The sequence below is a fragment of the Nitrospirillum goiasense genome, from assembly GCF_034427435.1.
Classification (GTDB): Bacteria; Pseudomonadota; Alphaproteobacteria; order Azospirillales; family Azospirillaceae; genus Nitrospirillum.
In genome coordinates, this window is sequence record NZ_JAXQNP010000003.1 from 1,075,337 (window position 1) to 1,097,073 (window position 21,737).

Genomic DNA, 21,737 nt, shown 5'->3' on the forward strand with positions numbered 1-21,737 from the left:
CCTGGGTGCCGACCATCATGACCGTCCTGACCGCCGCCCTGATGCCCGACTCTTCCGCCGCTCCGTGGGCGTCCTCGTCCGCCTGCGGCATGACATCCGGGGCCGCCGCCGGAACACCGGTGATGGACCACCGGACCCAGCCCCAGCAGGCGGATCACGGCTTCGGCCACCACCGCCCCGCTGGCCTGCCGGCCCTGCTGATGGCACTCAGCGCCGCCCTGCCGGCCAACGGCTTGGGACGGGTCGCCGGGGTGCTGCTGGGACCGGTGGTGCGCACGGTGGTGCCTTGGCTCTATGGCGCCGTCATCGATGTGACGGTGGATGGGATGCGGTGGCGCCTGCATGTCCGCGACCATGCCGACGACCGTCATGTCTTGGCGCTGCCCCGCCAGACGGCGGCGCAGGCCCGCGCCCGGATCGCCGCCGCCCTTCCGCTGGATGGTGTCTTTGTCGATGTCGGCGCCGGCACCGGCCTGCACGCCTTGGCCGCCGCGCGCCATTTGGGGCCGCGCGGCCGCGTGCTGGCGGTGGAGCCCAACGCCGCCACCCGCGACCGGCTGGCGGTCAACCTGTCCCTGAACGCGGTGACGGCCGCCGTCACGCTGGTGGACGACGCTGTCGGCCCGGCCTGTGACGGGCTGGTCCTGGCGGCGGGGAAGCGCAAGCCCGTGGCGGCACCCTCGGGCTGGGATGCTCCGCCACCTGCCCTGGTGCGGGCCCGGCCCTTGCTGGATCTGGTGCGCGCGGCCGGCCTCGGGCGGCTGGATGTGCTGCGCCTGGGCATGAAGGCCGGTGCCGACCTGGCGGTCATCTCTTTCCTGCAGGCCGCGCCACGGGCGCTACGGCCCCGGCTGATCCTGGTCGACCGTCGCGGGGCGAAGAGCTGGGGCACGGATTTGGCCGCGACCCTGGCGCTCCACGGCTATCACGCCAGTGGCGACACGCCGGACGCCCTGCTGTTCCAGGGTGACGCTGAGATCGACAGCGGCGCCCTGTGGGAACCGGACGACTGGTCCCTGGTCGCTTCCTGACCTGATTCATTCCCGCGTGGGACCCCGGATAGGACAAGGGCCCGCCGAGGCGACTCGGCGGGCCCTTGTTTCGGGTGCTGGATGGTGTCTTTCCGGGACGGGGTTCAGCTTCGCTCAACCCCCGCCATGGCAGCGTGCAGGCGGGACATCTTCGCCTTCCTGGGCCGCAGGGCCAGGTAGATCACCGGCGTGGTGTACAGGGTGATGAACTGCGACACCAGCAGGCCGCCCACGATGGCCACCCCCAACGGTTGGCGGATCTCGGCGCCCGTGCCGCCGCCGATGGCCAGCGGCACGGCGCCCAGCAGGGCGGTCAGGGTGGTCATGGTGATGGGGCGGAAACGTTCGCGGCATGCTTCCACGATGGCCTCCTGGGCCGACAGGCCGCGGATGCGTTCCGCCGCCAGGGCGAAGTCCACCAGCATGATGGCGTTCTTCTTCACGATACCCATCAGCAGGATGATGCCGATGAAGGAAATCATCGACAGCTCATATCCCGTGACCATCAGCGCCAGGATGGCGCCGATGCCGGCGGAGGGCAGGGTGGACAGGATGGTGATGGGCTGGACCCAGCTTTCATACAGCATACCCAGCACGATGTAGATGGTCACCAGCGCCGCCACGATCAGCAGGGGTTGCCCCTGGTTCTGCTGTTGGAAGATGCGGGCGATGCCGCCCACCTCCACCCGCATCGAGGCGGGCATGGCCAGTTCCGTCACCGCTTGCTGCGCCCGGGCCAGCGCGTCCACCTGGGCCACGCCATCGGCCAGGTTGAAGCTGAGGGTGGAGGAGGGGTACTGCCCCTCATGGTTCACCGACAGGGGGGATTCCTGCACCTTGACCTTGGCGAAGGTCGACAGCGGTACCATACCCGCCACCGACTTCACGTAGATGCGCACCAGGTCCTCCGGCCCCGTCTGCTCGTTGGGCGTGGCCTCCAGCACGACATGGTACTGGTTGCGCACGCCGTACAGGGTGCTGACCTGCTTCTGGCTGAAGGCGTTGCCCAGGGCGGCGTCCACGTCCGACGGCGTCAGGGCCATGCGCGAGGCCAGGTCGCGGTCGATCACCACCTTGGCGTCCAGGCCGGCCTTGTCCTGGTCGGAACTGACGTCCTGGAAGTAGTCGGGCAGCTCCTTCAGCCGGGCCACCAGCTTGGGCACCCATTCATAGAGGTCGTCCAGGTTGTCGCTCAGCAACGACACCTGGAACTGCGAGTCGCTGCTGCGGCCGCCGAACCGTAGGTCCTGCTCGGCCTGCAGGAAGACCTGCAAGGCTTCCAGCTTGGCGAACTTGGGCCGCAGGCGGGCGATGACCTGGTCGGCGGTGGCATCCCGCTCATTGCGGGGCTTCAGCGAGATGGTCATGCTGCCGGTGTTGGCGCTGCTGCTGCCCGGGCCGCCGCCACCGCCGCCGGTGGTGCCGCCGATGGCCGCGACCGCCGGATCGTCGGCGATGATCTTCACCACCTCCTGCATGCGGCGCTGCATGGTCTGGAACGAGGTGTCGGCGGAGGCGCGCACGCTGCCGCGCAACAGACCCGTGTCCTGCTGCGGGAAGCCGCCCTTGGGCACCACGCCGTACAGGTAGAAGGTGCCGAAGATGGTGCCCACCGCCACGAACAGCATGATGGTCCTGTGGCGCATCACCCAGCCCAGGCCCTTCATGTACAGGTTGGTGGCGGCGTCCAGCGGCCGGCCCACCCAGCGGTCGGCCCAGTTGGCCTTGCGCTCCCGGGCATGGTCGATGAAGCGCGCGCACATCATGGGCGTCAGGGTCACCGACACGATGCCCGACACCAGGATGGCCGCCGTCAGCGTCATGGCGAATTCGTGGAACAGCCGGCCCGCCAGCCCGCCCATGAAGATGATGGGCACGAACACGGCCACCAGCGACAGGGTCATGGACACGATGGTGAAGCCGATCTCGCGCGCGCCGTCCAAGGCGGCCCGCAGGGGTGGTTTCCCCATCTCACGATGGCGGACGGCGTTCTCGATCATGACGATGGCGTCGTCCACCACGAAGCCCACGCTGATGGTCAGGGCCATCAGCGACAGGTTGTCCATGCTGTAGTCCAGCAGCCACATGACGGCGAAGGTGCCGGCCAGCGACAGGGGCACGGCGGTGGCGGCGGCCAGGGTGGGCGCCAGGCGGCGCAGGAACAGGCCCACCACCAGGATGACCAGGCCGATGGAAATCAGCATGGTGACCTGCACGTCGTCCACGCTGGCGCGGATGGTGGCGGTCTGGTCGTTGACGACGTTGATCTCGATGCCCGGCGGCAGCCATTTCTGGATCTGGCCCAGGTTGGCCTTGATCAGGTCCACCGTCTTGATGACGTTGGCGCCCGGCTGCTTCAGAACCGACACCAGGACGGCCGGCTGGGTGCCGAACCACCCCGCCTGGCGGATGTTTTCCGAGCTGTTCAGCACCGTGGCCACGTCGCCCAGGCGGAAGACGGTGCCGCTGGCGGTGCGCACCACCAGGTCGCGATAGTCCTGCGCCTTCAGCATGGTGTCGTTGGTGGTCACCGTCATCAGCGTGTCTTCGCCGTCCATGGTGCCCACGGGCTGGCTGACGTTGGCGTTGGTGATGGCGGTGCTGATGTCGGCCAGGCTGATCTTGCGCGCGGCCAGGGCGTTCACGTCCACCTGGACCCGGATGGCGGATTTCTCGCCACCGGCGGCCGAGGCCTGGGCCACGCCTTCGATCTGCGACAGCCGCTGGGCCAGGATGCCGTCGGCGGCGTCGAAGATGGCCTGGTTGGTCAGGGTCTTGGACGTCAGCGCCAGCGTCATGATCGGCCGGCCGTTGGGGTTGGCCTTGCGGAAGATGGGCTGGCTGGTCAGGCCGGAGGGCAGGTCCGTGGCCGCCGCGCTGATGGCGGCCTGCACGTCCCGCGCGGCGTCCGAGACCGGGCGGTTGACGTCGAACTGCAGGATGATGGTGCTGACGCCCAGCGACGTGGACGAGGTCATCTCGTTCACGCCCGCGATCTCGCCCAGGTGCCGCTCCAGCGGGGCGGTCACCGTGGCGGCCATGGTCACGGGGTCGGCCCCCGATTCCCGGGCCTGGACGAAGATGATGGGCAGGTCGGTGTTGGGCAGTGACGCCACTGGCAGGAAGGCGTAGGCCACCGCCCCCACCAGCGCCAGGCCCAGCGCCAGCAGGGCCGTGCCGATGGGCCGGCGGATGAAGGGTTCGGAAATGCTCATGGGATGGCCACCCTCACTCCGCCAGGCCCGTCAGGGACGGCGGGGCGTTGGGCGGGGGCACGTCTTCCGTCCGGTCGCCGCCAGTGCGGCGTGCCACCCAGGCGCGCAGCCGCTCCATGTACAGGTAGATCACCGGGGTGGTGTACAGGGTCAGCAACTGCGACAGGATCAGGCCGCCGACGATGGTGATGCCCAGGGGGCGCCGCAGCTCCGACCCCGTGCCATGCTCCAGCGCCAGGGGCAGGGCACCCAGCAGCGCCGCCATGGTGGTCATCATGATGGGCCGGAAGCGCAGCAGGCAGGCCTCGACGATCGAGTCGTGGGCGGACTTGCCCTCCACCCGCTCCGCCTCGATGGCGAAGTCGATCATCATGATCGCGTTCTTTTTCACGATGCCCATCAGCAGCACGATGCCGATCAGGGCCACCAGCGACAGGTCGTTGCCGGTCAGCCACAGGGCCAGCAGGGCGCCGATGCCGGCCGACGGCAGGGTCGACAGGATGGTCACCGGGTGGATCACGCTTTCATACAGCACGCCCAGCACGATGTAGATGGTGACCACGGCGGCGGCGATCAGCCACGGCTCGCTGGCGATGGAGGTCTGGAACTCCGCCGCCTCGCCGGCGAAGGAGCCGGTCACCGTGTCCGGCATGCCGATGTCCTGTTCCGCCTTGGTCACGGCGTCCACCGCGTCGCCCAGCGACTGGCCCTCCGCCAGGTTGAAGGTGACGGTCAGGGCCGGGAACTGCGCCTGGTGGTTCACCGTCAGGGGCGCGCTGGTGGTTTCGATCCGCACCAGCGAGCTCAGCGGAACCTGGGTGTTGGTGGTGACCTGGGTGCTCTGCGCCACCGCGTTCACCGCCACTGGCCCGCCGGTGCTGGGCACGTACAGGCGGCCCAGCGCCTCCGGATTGGTTTGCAGCTTGTCCGGCACCTCCAGCACCACACGGTACTGGTTCATCTGGGCGTAGATGGTGGAGATCTGGCGCTGTCCGAAGGCGTCGTACAGCACGTCGTCGATGCTCTGGATGCTGACGCCCAGGCGCGAGGCCAGGTCCCGGTCGATGTTCAGCACCACCTGGCGGCCGTTGGTCTGCTGGTCGCTGGCCACGTCGCGGAACTGGGGCAGGCTGCGCAGCTTGGCCACCAGCTTGGGCGCCCATTCCGCCAGCTCCACGCCGTCGGCGTCGGCCAGGGTGTACTGATACTGGGTGCGGCTGGCGCGGGCGCCGATCTGGATGTCCTGCACCGACTGGACGTAGACCTCGCCCTGCACGCCCGACAGCTTGTGGCTCAGGCGCACGGCGATAGCGTCGGCGCCGTCCGCGCGTTCGTCCCGCGGCTTCAGGCCCACGGACAGGTGGGCGGTGTTGGGGGTGGGGTTCACGGTGCTGGCGCCGGCGAAGCTGGTCACCGACACCACGTCGGGGTCTTGCGCCACGATGTCGGCCACCTGCTGCTGCAGGCGGCGCATGGACGCGAAGGAACTGTCCTGGTCGCCGTCCACCGTGATGGCCAGGATGCCGGTGTCCTGGCTGGGCAGGAAGCCCTTGGGCATCCACATGTACAGCACGACGGTCAGGACCAGGGTGCCGATGGCCACCAGCAGCGTCAGGAACTGGAAGCGCATGACGACCGCCAGGGTGCGTCCGTACAGCTTCAGCATCCAGTTGAAGCCGGCCTCCGTCCATTCCAGGGGCGAATAGCGCGCCCAGCGCGAGCGGCGCTGGTGGGCGGCCTGCTCCGCGGCGTGGCTGCGCAGCAACCGGCCGCACATCATGGGCGTGACGGTCAGCGACACCACGGCGGACGCGACGACGGCGATGGTCAGGGTCAGCGAGAATTCGCGGAACAGGCGGCCGATGATGCCGCTCATGAACAGCAGGGGGATGAACACCGCGACCAGCGACACCGTCAGCGAGATGACGGTGAAGCCGATCTGCTTGGCGCCCTTGTAGGCGGCGGGCAGGGGGGCCTCCCCCGCCTCGATGTAGCGGATGACGTTCTCGATCATGACGATGGCGTCGTCGACGACGAAGCCGGTGCCGATGGTCAAGGCCATGAGTGACAGGTTGTCCAGGCTGAAGCCGCACAGCGCCATGACGCCGAAGGTGACGATCAGGGACAGGGGCAGGGCCACGGCCGGGATGATGGTGGCGCGGCCGGACCGCAGGAAGGCCAGGATGACCAGCACGACCAGCACGGTGGTCAGCACCAGGGTCTGCTGCACGTCGCGGACGGAGGCGCGGATGGTCTCGGTGCGGTCGGCGACGATGGTCAGCTTGATACCGGCGGGCAGGGCGGCCTGAAGCTCCTTCAGCTTGGACTTCAGCCGGTCGGCCGTCTCCACGATGTTGGCGCCGGGCTGGCGCTGGATGTCCAGCAGCACGCCCTGCTTGCCGTTGAACCAGGCGCCCACGCGGGCGTTTTCCAGGCCCCGGGTCACCACGCCCACGTCCTTCAGATGGACGGGGGCGCCGTTCTTGTAGGTGACGATGACATCGGCATAGGCCTCCGCCTTTTCGATCTGGTCGTTGGCGGTGATGGTGTAGGCCTGGGCGGCGCCGTCGAAGCTGCCCTTGGCCTGGTTCACATTGGCCTTGCCCAGGGCGGTGCGGATATCCTCCATGCTCAGGCTGTACGCGGCCAGCCGCTCCGGCTGGATCTGGATGCGTACGGCAGGGCGCTGGTTGCCCTGCACCGTCACGCGGCCCACGCCGGACACCTGGCTTAGCTTTTGCGCCAGCAGGCTGTCGGCCGTGTCGGACAGGGTGGCGATGGGCAGGGTTTCGGACGTCAGCGCCAGCGACAGGATGGGCGGATCGGCCGGGTTCACCTTGGCGTAGGTGGGCGGATAGGGCAGCGTCTTGGGCAGGGTGCTGCCCGCAGCGTTGATGGCCGCCTGCACGTCCTGCGCCGCGTCATCGATGTTGTGGCCCAGGCCGAACTGCAGCGTGATGTTGGACACGCCGAAGCTGGAGATCGACGTCATGACGTCCAGACCGGGAATCTGGCCCAACTGGCGTTCCAGCGAGGCGGTGATCAGCGTGGACGTGGTGTCGGCGCTGGCGCCCGGCAACTGGGTGGTGACCTGGATGACGGGGAAGTCCACTTCCGGCAGGGATGACACCGGCAGGGCCTGATAGCCCAGGACGCCCACCAGCACGATGCCGATCGCCAGCAGCGTGGTGGCGATCGGCCGGGCGATGAAGGGGGCGGAAACGTTCATCGCGGCTGACCGCCCAGGCTGTTTCCTGATGCAGGCTGGCCATTGGCGGGTTGGCCATTGGCGGGTTGGTTGGCGTTGGGCGCGCCCTGCGCCGGGTCGGTGCCCGGCTGGCCGCCCTGGTTGCGGCGGCGGTGATGCTCCCCCTCGGGACCGGCCGGGCCGTTGCCGCCCTGGTGACGGCGATGTTCGCCGGCCGCAGCGGGGGCGCCGGCCGCCGGGGTCGGACCGGCGATGTTGATCTTGGCGCCATCCTGCAGGCGGTCTTGGCCGTTCACCACCACGCGCTCGCCCACCTTCACGCCGTCGGACAGGGCGGACTTGTCGCCCTCGTTCAAGGTGACGGTGACCAGGCGCGGGGTGACGGTGTTGTCGTCGTTGACGATGTAGACGAAGGTGCCGTTGGGGCCGTGCTGGATGGCGGACGCCGGCACCACCGCCAGCTTGGGCTTCACCTCCAGCAGCAGGCGCATGTTGACGAAGCCGCCCGGCCACAGGCGGTTGTCCTTGTTGGGGAAGGTGGCCTTCAGCTTGATGGTGCCGGTGGTGGTGTCCACCTGGTTGTCCAGGGTGGTCAGCGTGCCCTTGTCCAGTTGGTGGCCATCGGAATTGACGGCCAGCACGCTCAGCGTCTCGCCCTTGGCCAGGTGGCTGTTGATCACGTCCAGCTGCTGCTGCGGCAGGGTGAAGGTGCCGGCGATGGGCTGCATCTGGGTGATGATCACCAGGCCGGTGCTGTCGCTGGAACTGACGATGTTGCCCACGTCGACCAGGCGCAGGCCGGTGCGGCCATCGATGGGGGCCTTGGTGACGGTCCAGTCCAGGTTGGTACGGGCGGTCTCGACGGCCGCCTGGTCGTACTTCAGGGTCGCCTCATACTGGGCGACGGTGGCCTTCTGGGTGTCGTAGGTCTGCTGCGTGCCATACTTCTCCGCCGCCAGGGCGCGATAGCGCTCCAGGTCCAGGCGGGCGTTGGCCAGCTGCGCCTGGTCCTGCGCCACCTTGGCCACGGCCTGGTCGTAGGCCGCCTGGTACAGGCGCGGATCGACCACGGCCAGGACGTCGCCGGCCTTCACGGTCTGTCCTTCAGTGAAGGACACCTTGGTCAGCTGGCCGCCGATGCGGGTTCTGACCGTGACCGTGTTCAGCGCCTGCACCGTGCCCAGGCCGTCCAGATAGACCGGCATGTCGGCCAGGACCACGGGCGTCACCGCCACCGTGGGAATGGAAAAGCCGCCGCGACGTCCGCCAGGACCACCCGGCGGTCCGCCCATGGGGCCGCCCGGGGGCGGGCCACCCATGGCCCCCCGCGCATCCTGGCTGCCCGGCTTCTTGTGCATCACCCACCACGCGCCACCCCCCAGCAGCACCACGACCAGGGCAGACACCCAAACACTGCGTCGCATCGAAATCCCAACCTTCCCGATGATCTCTAGAACCGGGGTTTATACGCCGGCCAGCCTGAGATCCTGTTGTCCCGTCTATTGTATGGATGGCTATGGCCGGTGAGATAGGGAATGGCCCGTACCCGACTGCCCCGCCCGGTGTTTCGCGCTTCCTCTTACCCTGAAAAACCACGGGCGTCAGCACCGCTTGCGCCCGCCGGGTCCGGTCCGCTTTGGCCGTTCCGCCAAGTGGTTGCCCCGGCGCGTGCCGCCGGGTCCCCCTGGCCGCGCATGACCGTTTTATGGCATCCACGGTCCGTCGTCCCCCGCGCCAATCGGCGCATGGCGCCAAACCGGGCCCCAACCTGCACTCAAACTGGGGCACCCAACGGGGGCCGTCGCCGTCCTGCACGGACAGAAGTTTTTGCATTGCGGCAAATTGCGCTTTTGTTTGGGGTTGACGCAGGTCCCCCACCCGGTTTATTGGCGGGCCGTCGGTTGTCCTCCGCCGTTTGGAACTTCTGGTTCCGGATGACGGGCGGCACGCCGTCAACCCCACAGATAGCCACCCTGAGAATGAACCCTCGACCTAGTGAGAGCGGCGCGGACCCGTTTGGCCGGACCCATCCGGCGCGACTGGGCGCTTCAGACCGCCAGCCGGGACAGGGGTGTGGGTGGGCGCGTCGGATCCCTTGCTGAGACGGGGGCGCCGCCGCCCCCATCCTTCACCTCGTCCCCGCCGGGCACCGGCCGCGTGACGGAGGCAGCAATGGCCCTCAACAAGACCCGTTTTTCCACCGGGACCGATTCCATGGCCGCCGTCATGGCGGCGGGGCCCCGGGCCGCGCAGGCGCAACGCGCGGCGCACTCCGGCCATGGCCTCACGCTGGTGTGGCGGCAGGATGCCGTCGGTCGTCCCGTCATGGGCTGGATGCTGATGCGCCGCCCGGTGGCGGCCAACGACGTCGCGGCCAACGACGCACCGTCGGAGGGCCGAACGCGGCACGCCTTCTGACCGGCGTTCGATTCCCGTAGCCTTTTCCGACACCACCGGCGAAGGGGGGATTGGCTGATGACCATGCACGTCCTCCACGGCGGCCGTGACGGGTTGGGCTCCCCCAGCCCGCTGGCCCGCCTGGCGCCGTCCCGCTGGGACATGGTGGCGCTGCCCCTGGTCCTGGGCCTGCTGGCCCTCATGGTCTTCGGCGGGCATGAGGTGGCGCAGCCGCTGTCGCAGCTGGAACGCACCCCCATCACGCTGGACCCCTGGACCCTGCCCTATTACGCCCTGCGCACCACGCTGCGCATGATGGCGGCGTTGGGCGCGTCGCTGCTGTTCACCCTGGTCTACGCGCCGCTGGCGGTGAAAAGCCAGCGGGCCGGGCAGATCCTCATCCCGGCGTTGGACATCCTGCAGTCCGTGCCGGTGCTGACCTACCTGTCCTTCACGGTCACCTTCTTCCTGGGCCTGTTCCCCGGCCAAGTGGTGGGGGCGGAGATGGCGTCCATCTTCGCCATCTTCACCAGCCAGGCCTGGAACATGACGTTCAGCTTTTACCAGTCGCTGCGGACGGTGCCGTCCGACCTGGAAGAGGTGTGCACGGGCTATCATTTCTCCACCTGGCAGCGCTTCTGGCGGCTGGAGGTGCCCTTCGCCATTCCCGGCCTGGTCTGGAACATGATGATGAGCATGTCCGGCGGCTGGTTCTTCGTGGTGGCGGCGGAGGCGGTGACCGTGGGCAGCACCACCATCACTCTGCCAGGGGTCGGCGCCTATCTGGCGCTGGCCATCGAACAGCGTGACCTGACCGCCATCGGCTGGGTCATCCTGACCATGCTGGGCGTCATCATCCTCTATGATCAGCTGCTGTTCCGGCCGCTGGTGGCCTGGGCGGACCGGTTCCGCGCCGACACCGTCCAGGCGGAGCAGCGCCCGACCTCCTGGGTGCTGACCATGGTGGAGCGGTCCGCCCTGTTCCGCGCGCTGGGCCGGCCGGCTGGCGGGGCCGCGCGCGCCACCCTGCGCTGGCGCCTCCCGGCCCTGCCCAAGCTCAAGCTGCCGGCGGCCCGGCTCAGCCCCCGCGCCATCAAGATCGGCGATTACGTGTGGCAGGGGGCGCTGGCCGCCATGGCGATCTACGTCGCCGTGGACGGCATCCGCTTCATGGCCACGGGCGTCACCTGGGGCGATGTCGGCCACGTGGTGCTGCTGGGGCTCGCCACCATGGTCCGCGTGATCGTGCTGATCGTCCTGGCCGCCATCTTCTGGGTTCCGGTCGGGGTGATGGTCGGCATGCGGCCGCGCCTGGCGGCCATCGTGCAGCCGCTGGCCCAGTTCCTGGCCGCCTTCCCGTCCAACCTGTTCTTCCCCGTCGCGGTCGCCGTCATCGTGCACTGGACCCTGAACCCGGACATCTGGCTGTCGCCGCTGATGATCCTGGGCACGCAGTGGTACATCCTGTTCAATGTCGTGGCCGGGGCGCAGGCCTACCCCGTGGACCTGCGCGACGTCATCGCCAACCTGCGCCTGCGCGGCTGGCGCAAGTGGCGCGACGCTTTGCTGCCGGGTGTCTTCCCCCACCTGGTCACGGGCGCCATCACCGCCAGCGGCGGCGCCTGGAACGCCAGCATCGTGGCCGAGGCCGTGTCCTGGGGTGACACCCATGTGCAGGCCCGCGGCCTGGGCGCCTACATCGCCCAGATGACGACCGATGCCGATTTCCCCCGCCTGGTGCTGGGCAACGTCGTCATGGTCTGCTTCGTCGTGCTGTTCAACCGCCTGGTCTGGCGCCCGCTCTACGGGTACGCCGAACGCCGCCTGCGTGTGTCCTGAGGACACGGGAAAGGAGACCGAAATCATGAACCTGACCCCGAAGTCCCTGCGGGCCGCGGCCGGCACCCCCCTGGGCGTGAACGCGCCGGCCGACCTCGCCACCGCCGGCGTGGCCCCGCGCACGCCGTCCAGCAACGCTCCCATCCTCACCGTGCGCGGTGTCAGCAAGCGCTATGACGCCGACCCGGACAGCCCCCTGGTGCTGGACAAGGTGGACATGACGGTGGACCGGCGCGAGATCGTGGCCCTGCTGGGCCGCTCCGGCTCCGGCAAGTCCACGCTGCTGCGCATCATCGCCGGCCTGTTGTCCTCCACCTCCGGCCAGGTGTCGGTGGCGGGCAAGCCGGTGTCGGGCCCGGCCAACGACGTGGCCATGGTCTTCCAGTCCTTCGCCCTGTTCCCCTGGCTGACCGTGCTGGAAAATGTGCAGGTGGGTCTGGAGGCGCGCGGCGTGCCCCCGGCGGAAATGCGCCGCCGGGCGCTGGCCGCCATCGACCTCATCGGCCTGGACGGGTTTGAGAACGCCTACCCGCGTGAGCTGTCGGGCGGCATGCGCCAACGCGTGGGCTTCGCCCGAGCCCTGGTGCTGGACCCCGGCATCCTGCTGCTGGATGAGCCGTTCTCGGCCCTGGACGTGCTGACGGCCGAAACCGTCCGCACCGACTTCCTGGACCTGTGGGCGGATGGGCACCTGGCCATTGGCGCCGTGCTGCTGGTGACCCACAACATCGAGGAAGCGGTGCAGATGTGCGACCGCATCCTGGTGATGTCGTCCAATCCGGGCCGCGTCGCGGCGGAGATCGAGGTGACGCTGCCCCAACCGCGCGTGCGCACCGATCCCGCCTTCCGCCAGCTGGTGGACCACATCTACGGTCTCATGACCCGCCGTCCCAAGGCGGCCCCCGGCGCGGCCGAGACGCTGGCGGCGGGCCTCAGCCTGCAACTGCCCCATGTGTCGACCAACGTGCTGGCGGGCCTGATGGAACTGGTGGACGGCGCGCCGCATAACGGCGTGGCCGACTTGCCGGTCATCTCCTCCGCCCTGCAGATGTCCACGGACGACCTGCTGAAGGTGGCGGAAACCCTGCAGATGTTGGGCTTCGCCGAGGTGGTGGAGGGTGATATCCGCCTGTCGGCGTCGGCCCGGCAGTTCGCCCAGGCCGAGCTGGACGTGCGCAAGCGGCTGTTCGCCGATCATCTGTTGCAACGCATTCCCCTGGCGGGCCACATTCGGCGCGTCCTGCAGGAACGTCCCAACCACCGTGCCCCCCGCGCCCGTTTCGAGACGGAGCTGGAGGACTACATGTCCGAGACGGCGGCGGATGAGACGTTGAAGGCCATGATCAGCTGGGCGCGGTATGCCGAGGTCTTCGCCTACGATGGCGATACCGAGCAGTTCCACCTGGATGCGGAAGAAGAGGCCTGATACCAGAGGCACGAGATAGAGACTCGTGCCTCTGTAGCCCGCGACTGCGGGCGCCGGAGCGAGCACCGCCCAGTTCATGTAAAGGGGGGCGCAGCGAGGAAGCCAAAGGGCGCGGATGCGCCCGCCGGCGCTTGAGGCGGCATTTGAGAGGTCACGATCAAATGCCGCGCGTATGATACCGGGCCTCGGCTTGCGGGGCATCGGGGACCGCGCATTTTCAGCCGGGATGCTGATTTGAGCGGCCGGCGATGGAAGGGACTTGGCAGAACGGGCCGCCGGTGATGCACTGCGCGGCCCGTTCCCTTTTCCGGAAGATGCCCATGGTCCGCCCCGTTTCCCGCCGCCTGTTCGCGCTCGCCCTCATCGGGGCGGGGTTGTGGGGGAACGCGGCCGGGGCGGTGGGCCTGCCATCCACACCGGCCAAGCCGGTGACGGACAGCTTTTTCGGGCAGGTGGTCACCGACCCCTATCGTTGGCTGGAGGATTGGTCGGATCCGGTCGTGAAGCGCTGGTCCGCCGATCAGAACGCCTATAGCCGCGTCTACCTGGACGCCGTGCCCCAGCATGCCGCCATCAAGGCGCGGCTGACATCCCTCATCGCGGCCACCCCGATTCGCTATTCCGGCGTGCGGGCCGCTGGTGGCCACCTCTTCGCCCGCCTGACCGATCCCCGCCTGCAACAGCCGCAAATCGTCATGATCGACGACTCGACGGCCACGACGCCGTCGCGGGACCTGCCCGTCCGCGTGGTGATCGACCCCAACAAGATCGACCCGCGGGGCCTGACCTCGGTCGACTGGTTCGTGCCCTCGCCCGACGGCCGTCTGGTGGCGGCCAGCCTGTCCACCGGCGGTAGCGAGAACGGCAGCGTCCATGTCTTCGACGCCGCCACCGGCGCGGAGGTGGGTGACGTCATCCCCCACGTGCAATATCCCACCGGCGGGGGTGACCTGGCGTGGTCCGCCGATGGCAAAGGCTTCTGGTACACCCGCTACCCGGGTGAGGAGCGGCCGGAGGCGGACCGCCATTTCTTCATGCAGGTCTACTGGCACCCGCTGGGCGGCGATCCGCGCAACGACAGTTATGTGCTGGGCCATGACTTCCCCCGCATCGCGGAGGTGGAGCTGGACAACCGCGAGGGCACCGGCCCGCTGGTCATCTCCGTCGCCAACGGCGACGGCGGGGAGTTCGAGCATTTCCTGCTGCCGGCCTCGGCCGCGCCCACCGGCACGCCGGTGCCGGTCACCCGGTTCACCGACAAGGTGGTGGCGGTGACGCCCGGGCCGGACGGCGCGCTTTACCTGATTTCCCGCCTGAACGCGCCGGCGGGCCGCCTGTTGCGCCTGGCGCCGGGCGATACGGACCTGGCCCATGCCAAGCTGCTGGTGCCGGAGGGCAAGGCGGCCCTGCTGTCCGACCGGGGCTCCCACTCCCTGGCCGTGACGGAAAACCGCCTCTATCTGCGCCGCATCGAGGGCGGGCCGATCAGCGTCGCCATGGTGGCGCCGGCCACGGGCCAGCCCTTGGGCCCCTTGCCCCTGCCGCCGGTATCGGCCAACCACGAGCTGGTGCCCCTGGGCGGCGACCGCGTGCTGTACGATGTCGCCACCTATCTGCGGGCGCCGCTCTACGCCGTTTATGACGAGCGGCGGCAAAGCATGGATGAGACCAAGCTCACGGCCACGGGTGGACTGGACTTCAGCGATGCCGAGGTGGTGCGCGATGCCGCCACCTCGGCGGACGGAACCCAGGTGCCGGTCACCCTCATCATCCCCAAGGGGGCCCGGAAGGGCGGAAAGGCGCCGACGCTGCTGACGGGGTATGGCGGTTTCGGCATCAGCCTGACGCCGGGGCAATTGGCGGCGGAACAGCGGCTGTGGCTGGACGCCGGCGGCATCTACGCCATCGCCAACCTGCGCGGCGGGGCGGAGTTTGGCGAGGCCTGGCACGACGCTGGCCGCCTGACCAACAAGCAGCACGTCTTCGACGATTTCGCCGCCGTGGCCCGCCTGCTGGTTCAGCGGGGCTACACCGATGCCGACCATCTGGCCCTGATCGGCGGCAGCAACGGGGGGCTGCTGATGGGCGCCACCCTGACCCAGCACCCGGAACTGGCCCGCGCCGTGGTGGGCAATGTGGGCCTCTACGACATGGTCCGCACCGAGCGGGATCCCAATGGCGCTTTCAACATCACCGAATACGGCACGGTGACGGACCCGGCGCAGTTCCGCGCCATCTACGCCTATTCCCCCTATCACCACGTCACTGACGGTGCCCGCTATCCGGCCGTGCTGCTGACCACGGGGGAGAATGACGGGCGGGTGAACCCCATGCATTCGCGCAAGATGGTGGCGCGGCTGCAGGCGGCGGACCCCGCCGGCCTGCCCATCCTGTTGCGCACCACCGCCAATGCCGGGCATGGGCATGGCAGTTCGCTGGCGGAGCGGGTAGCCCTGTCGACCGACATCTACGGTTTCCTATTCGACCAATTGGCCATGACCCTGCCGCCGGCGGCCAAGTGACCAACGGGCCGATGCTTTAAGGCTGTCCCGGGCGGGACGGGTGGCCCATAGTAGGGGCCTGTTTTTCCTCACGCTGTTCCGCCCCCATGGGTCCGCCTGGTGCCATGACGTCCTTGCCCAACCCCTCGCCAACCCTTCCCCTGCCGGGGGACAGGCTGGACTGGCTGGATCCCGCTTGCCGGCTGGTCCAGGACGGGCAGGCGTATGGCCGTGCGGACCTGATGGGCCGTGCCCAGGACTTGAGGGCGCGCTGGGGTGCCGTGGGACCGGTGGCGGCCGTGGCGGCCACGCCGCTGGCCGTGGCCACGGCCCTGGTTGCCGCGTGCGTGTCGAACGTTCCGCTGTTCCTGCTGCGGGGCGGCGATGTGCCGGCAGGGGTGCCGGCGGGGGTGCCGATGGGGGTGGACGCGCAGGTTCACGCGGACGGCGCGGTGACGCGCCTCAACAAGGATGCGGGAGCCACGGACGCGGGAGCCTGGGCGTCGGGCTTTTCCCTGGTGCTGGAAACCTCCGGCACCACCGGGGCGCCCAAGCGCCTGCGCCATGATTTCGCGCGGCTGACGGCCCGCATCCAGCCGGGGCGCGGGCGGGGGTGCACGTGGCTGGCCACCTTCGATCCAGGCGGCTACGCCGGCCTGCAGGTGCTGCTGACCGTGCTGCGGGGCGGCGGCACCCTGGTCGATGGCGAGGCCCATGACGTGCCGGCCCAGGCAGAGCGCGCGGCGCGGCACGCCGTCACCCACATCAGTGCCACGCCCAGCTTCTGGCGGGCCTTCCTGCTGACGGGGAAGAAGCCGCCACTGAAGGCGCTGACCCTGGGCGGGGAGGCGGTGGAGCAGACCCTGCTGGATCGCTTGGCGGTGGCCTTTCCCGGCGCCACGCTGCGCCATATCTATGCCAGCACCGAGGCGGGGGCCCTGTTCGCCGTCTCCGATGGCCTGGCCGGTTTCCCGGCCGCCTGGCTGGAGACGGGCGTGGAAGGCACCGACCTCGCCATCCGGGGCGAGGTGCTGCATGTCAGGGGGCCCCGGCTGGCGCTTGCCCTGGCCGATGGGCGCCTGCTGACGGACGCCGATGGGTGGTACGCCACCGGCGACCGGGTCGAAGTGGTGGGCGACCGGGTGCTTTTCCGGGGCCGCGAGGACGGCGTGGTCAATGTCGGCGGGGTGAAGGTCATGCCGGATGCGGTCGAGGCCCTGATCCAGGCGGTGCCCGGCATCGCCGACGCCGCCGTGCGCGTGCAGGCCAGTCCCATCACCGGGCATCTGCTGACGGCGCAGTTGGTGGCGGCCCCCGATCAGGACCCGGCGGCCCTTCGGCCCCTGGTGGTGGCGGCCCTGGCCGGCCTGCCACCGGCCGCGCGGCCAAGGCGGCTGGAATTCGTTACGGAATTGGAATTATCCCCGTCGGGCAAAAAGAAGCGGGTGCGGCATGAGTGATCACATCATCGTCACCGGCGGCAGCCGGGGGCTGGGGTTGGCCCTGGTGCGCGCCCTGCTGGCGGACGGCTGGCGCGTCTCCACCTGCGCCCGCAGCCCCACGGCGGAGGTGGAGGAACTGACAGGCCAGCATGGCGACCGCTTCCTGTTCCAGGTGGCGCGGGTGGGGGACGCGGCCCAGGTGACGGCCTTCGTCGATGCCGCGGCGGCCTGGGCCGGCGGCCTCTACGGCTTGGTCAACAACGCCGGCATCGCGCGCGAGGGCATCCTGGCCACCCTGCCGCAGGTGGAAATCGATACCCTGATCCAGACCAATCTCAACGGCGCCCTCCAGGCGGCGCGCGCGGCCCTGCGCCATCTGCTGCGCCGGCCCGCCGGCGCCAGCCCGCCGGGCGGACGCATCGTCAACATCTCCTCCATCATCGGGCAGCGCGGCTATACCGGCCTTGCCGCCTATGCCGCCACCAAGGCGGGGATGGACGGCATGACTCGGGCCCTGGCGCGCGAGGTGGGGCGCCGGGGCATCACGGTCAACTCGGTGGCGCCGGGCTATCTGGAGACGGAAATGTCGTCGACGCTCAGCGCCGGACAGCGCGACCAGATCATCCGGCGCACTCCGTTGGGACGCCTGGGCACGGCCGATGACGTCGTGCCGGTCGTGCGTTTCCTGCTGGGGCCGGCCGCCGCCTATATCACCGGGCAGACCCTGGTGGTTGACGGCGGCATCAGTTGCTGAGGGGAGAATAGTGATGGCCTTGGCCCGGTTGAACGGCGTGGCGGTGCGGGGCATCGTCTCGGCACTGCCAGCCCGGGTGGAAGACACCACGGACCTGGCCGTCCGCTTCGGGGAAGACGCGGCGCGGCGCCTGGCCACGGCCACCGGCATTCATGCCCGTCATCGGGCGGCCCCGGACCAATGCACCTCCGACCTTGCGGTCCCTGCCGCGCAGGCGCTGCTGCGGGGACTGGGCTGGCCGGCCGACAGCATCGACCTGCTGGTTTTCGTCAGCCAAACCCATGATCAGGTGCTGCCGGCCACCGCCTGCCTGATGCAGCGGCGGCTGGGCCTGCCCAAGACGGCGGCGGCGTTCGACCTGTCGCTGGGGTGCTCCGGCTATGTTTATGGCTTGTGGGCCGCAGGCTCGGCCCTGGCCACCTTGCTGCCACGGGCGGATGGCCGACCGGCGCGGGCCCTGCTGCTGGTCGGCGACACCACCACCCGCCTCCTGGACCCGGATGACCGGGCCGTCGCCCCGCTGTTCGGCGATGCCGCCGCCGCCACGGCGCTGGAAATCGATCCCGCCGCCGCCCCCATGACCATTGATCTGGGAACCGACGGCGCGGGCGCCCCCTACCTCATGGCGGCGGGGGGGGCCATGCGCGCGCCGGACCAACCCGCGCGGCTGTTCATGGACGGCACTCAGGTTTTCGCCTTCACCCTGCGTGAGGTGCCGGCCGCCATCGCCGCCACCTTGGCCGCGGCGGGCTGGACGGCGGCGGACGTCGACCGGTTCGTGCTGCACCAGGCCAACGAGATGATGATTCGCCGCCTGGGGCAAAAGATCGGCGCCCCGGAGGATCGTCTGGTGCTGGCGTTGGCCCGGCACGGCAACACCAGTTCCGCCTCGGTTCCCTTGGCCCTGACCGACGCGATGGCCGGGATGCTCAAGGCAGGGCCGGCCCGGGTCCTGCTGTCGGGGTTCGGGGTGGGGTGGTCCTGGGCCACGGCGGCGGCCACCTTGGGGCCGCTGGCCGTGTGCGAAACCCTGGTGCTGCCCCTCTGATGGCGGCCGCGCTTGGGCCGGGCGGCCGGCCTTATTCGTCGACGGACGGGGCGGCCACCTTGCGGCGGCGGCGCACCACCTCCACCGTCGGCTTGGGCGCCGGGGGCGCCTCCATGGTTTCCTTGATGTCGAACAGCTTGCGGCACAGTTTCAGGGCGCGGTAGTTGTTGCCCTCTTGCACCAGGGTCTGCACCTCATCGAACAAGGCCGCCTTGTCCGGGTGCTGGGCGCGCGCCTCTTCCAGGATCGCGGCGAAGTGAACCATGTTGGTCGCCGCGTCTTCGGGGAAGATGTAGATCAGCTGGATGACGAAGTAGAGCCGCTTTTCGATGGTGTCGCAGTTCTCCTCCTTCAGGATTTCCCGGCCGCGCAGGAAATTCACCTTGTTGTAGAAGAACAGCGAAACGGGATGATCGCCGATGCCGATGACGGCGCCATTGACGATCAGCTTTTCTCCCGGACGTAGCACCAGTTTCAGCGGCAAGGGAGCAATCCTTCCTTAGAACGCGGTCCCAGGCCCGGGATCCGGGCTGGGACTCCGGCCTCATGGCCGGGCGGGCAAACCTTAAACGGATGGGGGCGTTCCTCGCATGCGGGGGCCCCTGTGCCGGCTGCGTTTTATTGGACGCACATCCGGCTACGGAGTGGGTCGCCTCCGCGAGCGGAGGCACGCCCAAAGGCGAGCCCGCCCTCGGGCGACCCGCTCTAGGAATTACGGCAGCCGACCCCGTCCGGTCATCAAAAAACCGCTGCTGGCCGAACGCTGCGACAAAAAAGAAGGTGGCGGACGTTGCCGTCCGCCACCTTCCGTACTTCCACGCTGTCGCTGATCTATTAGAACAGCTTGAGGATGGACTGCTGAGCCTGGTTGGCCAAGGACAGGGTGGTGACACCCAGGGACTGCTTGGTCTGCAGGGCCAGCAACTGGGCGCCGGCTTCGTTCTGGTCCACCTGCGTCAGGTTGTCGGCGCCATCCTGCAACACGTTGTTGAACGCGCTCGTGAAGTCGGAGCGGGTCTGAACGATGTTGAGGTTGGTGCTGAGCGTCTGAGAGGCGGCGCGCAGGACGTTGGTGGCGTTGGTCAGCTGCGCCGAGGCCTTGTCGATGTCCGCCCGGTCCAGGAAATTGTTCTGGGCGTAGTCGATGGCCAGGCCTTGGCCCGAGGTGGTGATGTTGGTCGCCGCCACGGTGATGCTGCTGCTGTTGTCCTGGTTGAACTGGACACTCAGGTCGTTCGAGGTGCTCGCCGCGGTGGTCTGCGCGGTGGTAATGTTCGCCGCCTTGCTGGCGCTGGCAGCCTGCTTAATGTCGCTGGCGGCCACGTTCAGGCGGACGGTGCCGGTGCTGAACGAGAAGGCGTTCTCACCATCGGCCAGCTTGGAGTCACCCCGCTGGTTGGAACCAGAACGGGTCACGGAGACACCGTTCAGGTCCGTGGCGGTCACGGAGACATCCACGTTCTTTTCGATGGTGGAGGTGCCGTTGCCGTTCGTGCCCAGGGCTTCCAGCGACGCACGGTCGATGGTGAACGAGACCACCGTGCCCGACGAGAAGGAGATGGAAACGTTCTTCGTCAGGGCGTTGGATGCCGAGGTGCCCAGGGTGAAGGTGTTGGCCGTACCCGTGGCGCCGGGGGCCTGGAGGGTGAAGCTGTTGGTGCCGGCGGTCGGAGCCGTGACCGTAAAGCTGGAGAGCGAGCCGCCAGCGGCAGTCGCGGTCGTGATCTTGGCGGCCAAGCCAGCAGCAATGTTGGCTTCACGAGTAGCGGAGTCCGCCGCCACCACGTCACCGGCCGACGCGGTGTAGGTGAAGGAGGTACCGTTGACCGTGGCGGTGAAGGTGTCACCCTTGTCGACATTACCGGTGATGGTGATGGTCGACGTCTGCTTCGTACCGGACACACCGGCGGTGGTCAGCGTGTTCGAGACCGCCTGGGTGTTGTCGAAGAAGTTGATGGTGCGCGACTCGTCGCCTTCCGTCACCACCACGCTGCGGGTCTGGCCGACCGCGCCACGCGTCTGGATCGAAATGTCGGAGAAGTTGCCGGTGGTGCTGCTCAGCGTGCCGGAAACCTTCAGGCCGAACACGCCGCGGGCCGTCTCGGCATTGGCGATATCGGCGGCATCGCCGGAGATCGCGCCGGTGCCGGAGATACGCACCGAATAGGTGTCGGCGCCGGTGATGTTGGTGACGCGGGCGTTGGAGATCGCGGTGATCGAGTTGGCCGAGGCGACCGAGGTCGAGGTGGCGGCGAACGATTGGCCGTTACCGGCGACCAAGTTCTTGCCCGAATAGCCGCTGTCGCCAGCCAGCTTGTCGATCTGGTCCTTGATGCCGTTGAACTGGTCGGCCAGCGACTTGCGGGTCGCGATGGAGCTGGCGTCCGTACCCAGGTTGGAATACGCGGTCGTCAGCAGGCCTTGGGCCTGGGTGACCAGCGACTGGATGGAGGTGATGCCCTGGCTGCCCGCCTTAATGGTGTTGACGGCCTGCGTCATACCATCCTTCAGGGTGGACAGATCGCTCGCGCGCTGATTCAGGCTCTGCGCGGCGAAGAAAGCGGTCGGACCGTCAAGGGCGGAGTTGACCTTGTTACCGGTCGCCAACTGGTTTTCCAGCTTGCTGGTAGCGGTGTTGGTCTGCTGCAGCAGCAGCAGGTTGGTCCGCATGCTGGACGAAAGCTGAACGGCGTCAGACATAAAAAATCTCCTTTGGAGAGGGTATGTTTCGCCCGAATTTTTCGGACACGGTAAGTGATGACCTGTTTCGGCGGCGGAGTCAAGGTGCGATTGATAAAATTTTAGACATTCTGTCCAGGCCCCGAGGGGCTACCGTCGCGCCAGCCTTCGCCGTCAACGTTCAATACATGATCAAT

13 protein-coding genes are annotated in these 21,737 nt (G+C 68.6%); 8 read left to right on the forward strand and 5 right to left on the reverse strand.

Features of this window, described 5'->3' with window-relative positions; all coding sequences use genetic code 11:
* Positions 1–17: 17 nt before the first annotated feature.
* Entirely contained in the window at positions 18–1,031 is a 1,014-nt protein-coding gene (locus ULB03_RS19155) for an FkbM family methyltransferase (RefSeq protein ID WP_322484693.1), read from the forward strand.
* 104 nt (positions 1,032–1,135) lie between these two features.
* Here ULB03_RS19155 and ULB03_RS19160 read toward each other — a convergent pair whose 3' ends face one another.
* From ULB03_RS19160 to ULB03_RS19170, 3 genes are read right to left on the reverse strand one after another with little or no spacing between them, the layout of a single operon-like run.
* Positions 1,136–4,246, reverse strand: coding sequence for an efflux RND transporter permease subunit (locus tag ULB03_RS19160; RefSeq protein ID WP_322484694.1), 3,111 nt, complete (start codon positions 4,244–4,246; stop codon positions 1,136–1,138).
* 13 nt (positions 4,247–4,259) lie between these two features.
* On the reverse strand, positions 4,260–7,475 hold the full coding sequence (locus tag ULB03_RS19165; RefSeq protein ID WP_322484695.1) for an efflux RND transporter permease subunit: 3,216 nt from the start codon (positions 7,473–7,475) through the stop codon (positions 4,260–4,262).
* On the reverse strand, positions 7,472–8,878 hold the full coding sequence (locus ULB03_RS19170) for an efflux RND transporter periplasmic adaptor subunit (protein WP_322484696.1): 1,407 nt from the start codon (positions 8,876–8,878) through the stop codon (positions 7,472–7,474). The genes ULB03_RS19165 and ULB03_RS19170 overlap by 4 nt, the downstream gene beginning before the upstream one ends.
* Positions 8,879–9,626: 748 nt before the next feature.
* Here ULB03_RS19170 and ULB03_RS19175 point away from each other — a divergent pair.
* The 7 genes from ULB03_RS19175 (at position 9,627) to ULB03_RS19205 (ending at position 18,861) form a co-directional block, all read left to right on the forward strand.
* Complete coding sequence (locus ULB03_RS19175; RefSeq protein WP_322484697.1) at positions 9,627–9,872, forward strand: hypothetical protein; 246 nt, start codon at positions 9,627–9,629, stop codon at positions 9,870–9,872.
* A gap of 57 nt (positions 9,873–9,929) precedes the next feature.
* Entirely contained in the window at positions 9,930–11,690 is a 1,761-nt protein-coding gene (locus ULB03_RS19180) for an ABC transporter permease (protein WP_322484698.1), read from the forward strand.
* Between the two features lie 25 nt (positions 11,691–11,715).
* Positions 11,716–13,116, forward strand: coding sequence for an ABC transporter ATP-binding protein (locus ULB03_RS19185; RefSeq protein ID WP_322484699.1), 1,401 nt, complete (start codon positions 11,716–11,718; stop codon positions 13,114–13,116).
* Positions 13,117–13,436: 320 nt separating this feature from the next.
* A complete protein-coding gene (locus ULB03_RS19190; protein ID WP_322484700.1) occupies positions 13,437–15,638 on the forward strand; it encodes a prolyl oligopeptidase family serine peptidase in 2,202 nt (733 codons plus the stop codon).
* Between the two features lie 104 nt (positions 15,639–15,742).
* Positions 15,743–17,077: an AMP-binding protein gene (locus ULB03_RS19195; RefSeq protein WP_322484701.1), complete on the forward strand. Its 1,335-nt coding sequence runs from the start codon at positions 15,743–15,745 to the stop codon at positions 17,075–17,077.
* Positions 17,070–17,813, forward strand: a complete 744-nt coding sequence (locus tag ULB03_RS19200; RefSeq protein ID WP_322484702.1) for an SDR family NAD(P)-dependent oxidoreductase — start codon at positions 17,070–17,072, stop codon at positions 17,811–17,813. Before ULB03_RS19195 ends, ULB03_RS19200 begins: the two co-directional genes overlap by 8 nt.
* Positions 17,814–17,826: 13 nt before the next feature.
* Positions 17,827–18,861, forward strand: a complete 1,035-nt coding sequence (locus ULB03_RS19205; RefSeq protein ID WP_322484703.1) for a 3-oxoacyl-ACP synthase III family protein — start codon at positions 17,827–17,829, stop codon at positions 18,859–18,861.
* A 31-nt stretch (positions 18,862–18,892) separates the two neighbouring features.
* Here the strand turns inward: ULB03_RS19205 and ULB03_RS19210 are convergent, their stop codons facing one another.
* Positions 18,893–19,345: a flagellar biosynthesis repressor FlbT gene (locus tag ULB03_RS19210; protein WP_322484704.1), complete on the reverse strand. Its 453-nt coding sequence runs from the start codon at positions 19,343–19,345 to the stop codon at positions 18,893–18,895.
* 350 nt (positions 19,346–19,695) lie between these two features.
* Entirely contained in the window at positions 19,696–21,561 is a 1,866-nt protein-coding gene (locus tag ULB03_RS19215; protein WP_322484705.1) for a flagellin N-terminal helical domain-containing protein, read from the reverse strand.
* Positions 21,562–21,737 lie beyond the last annotated feature (176 nt).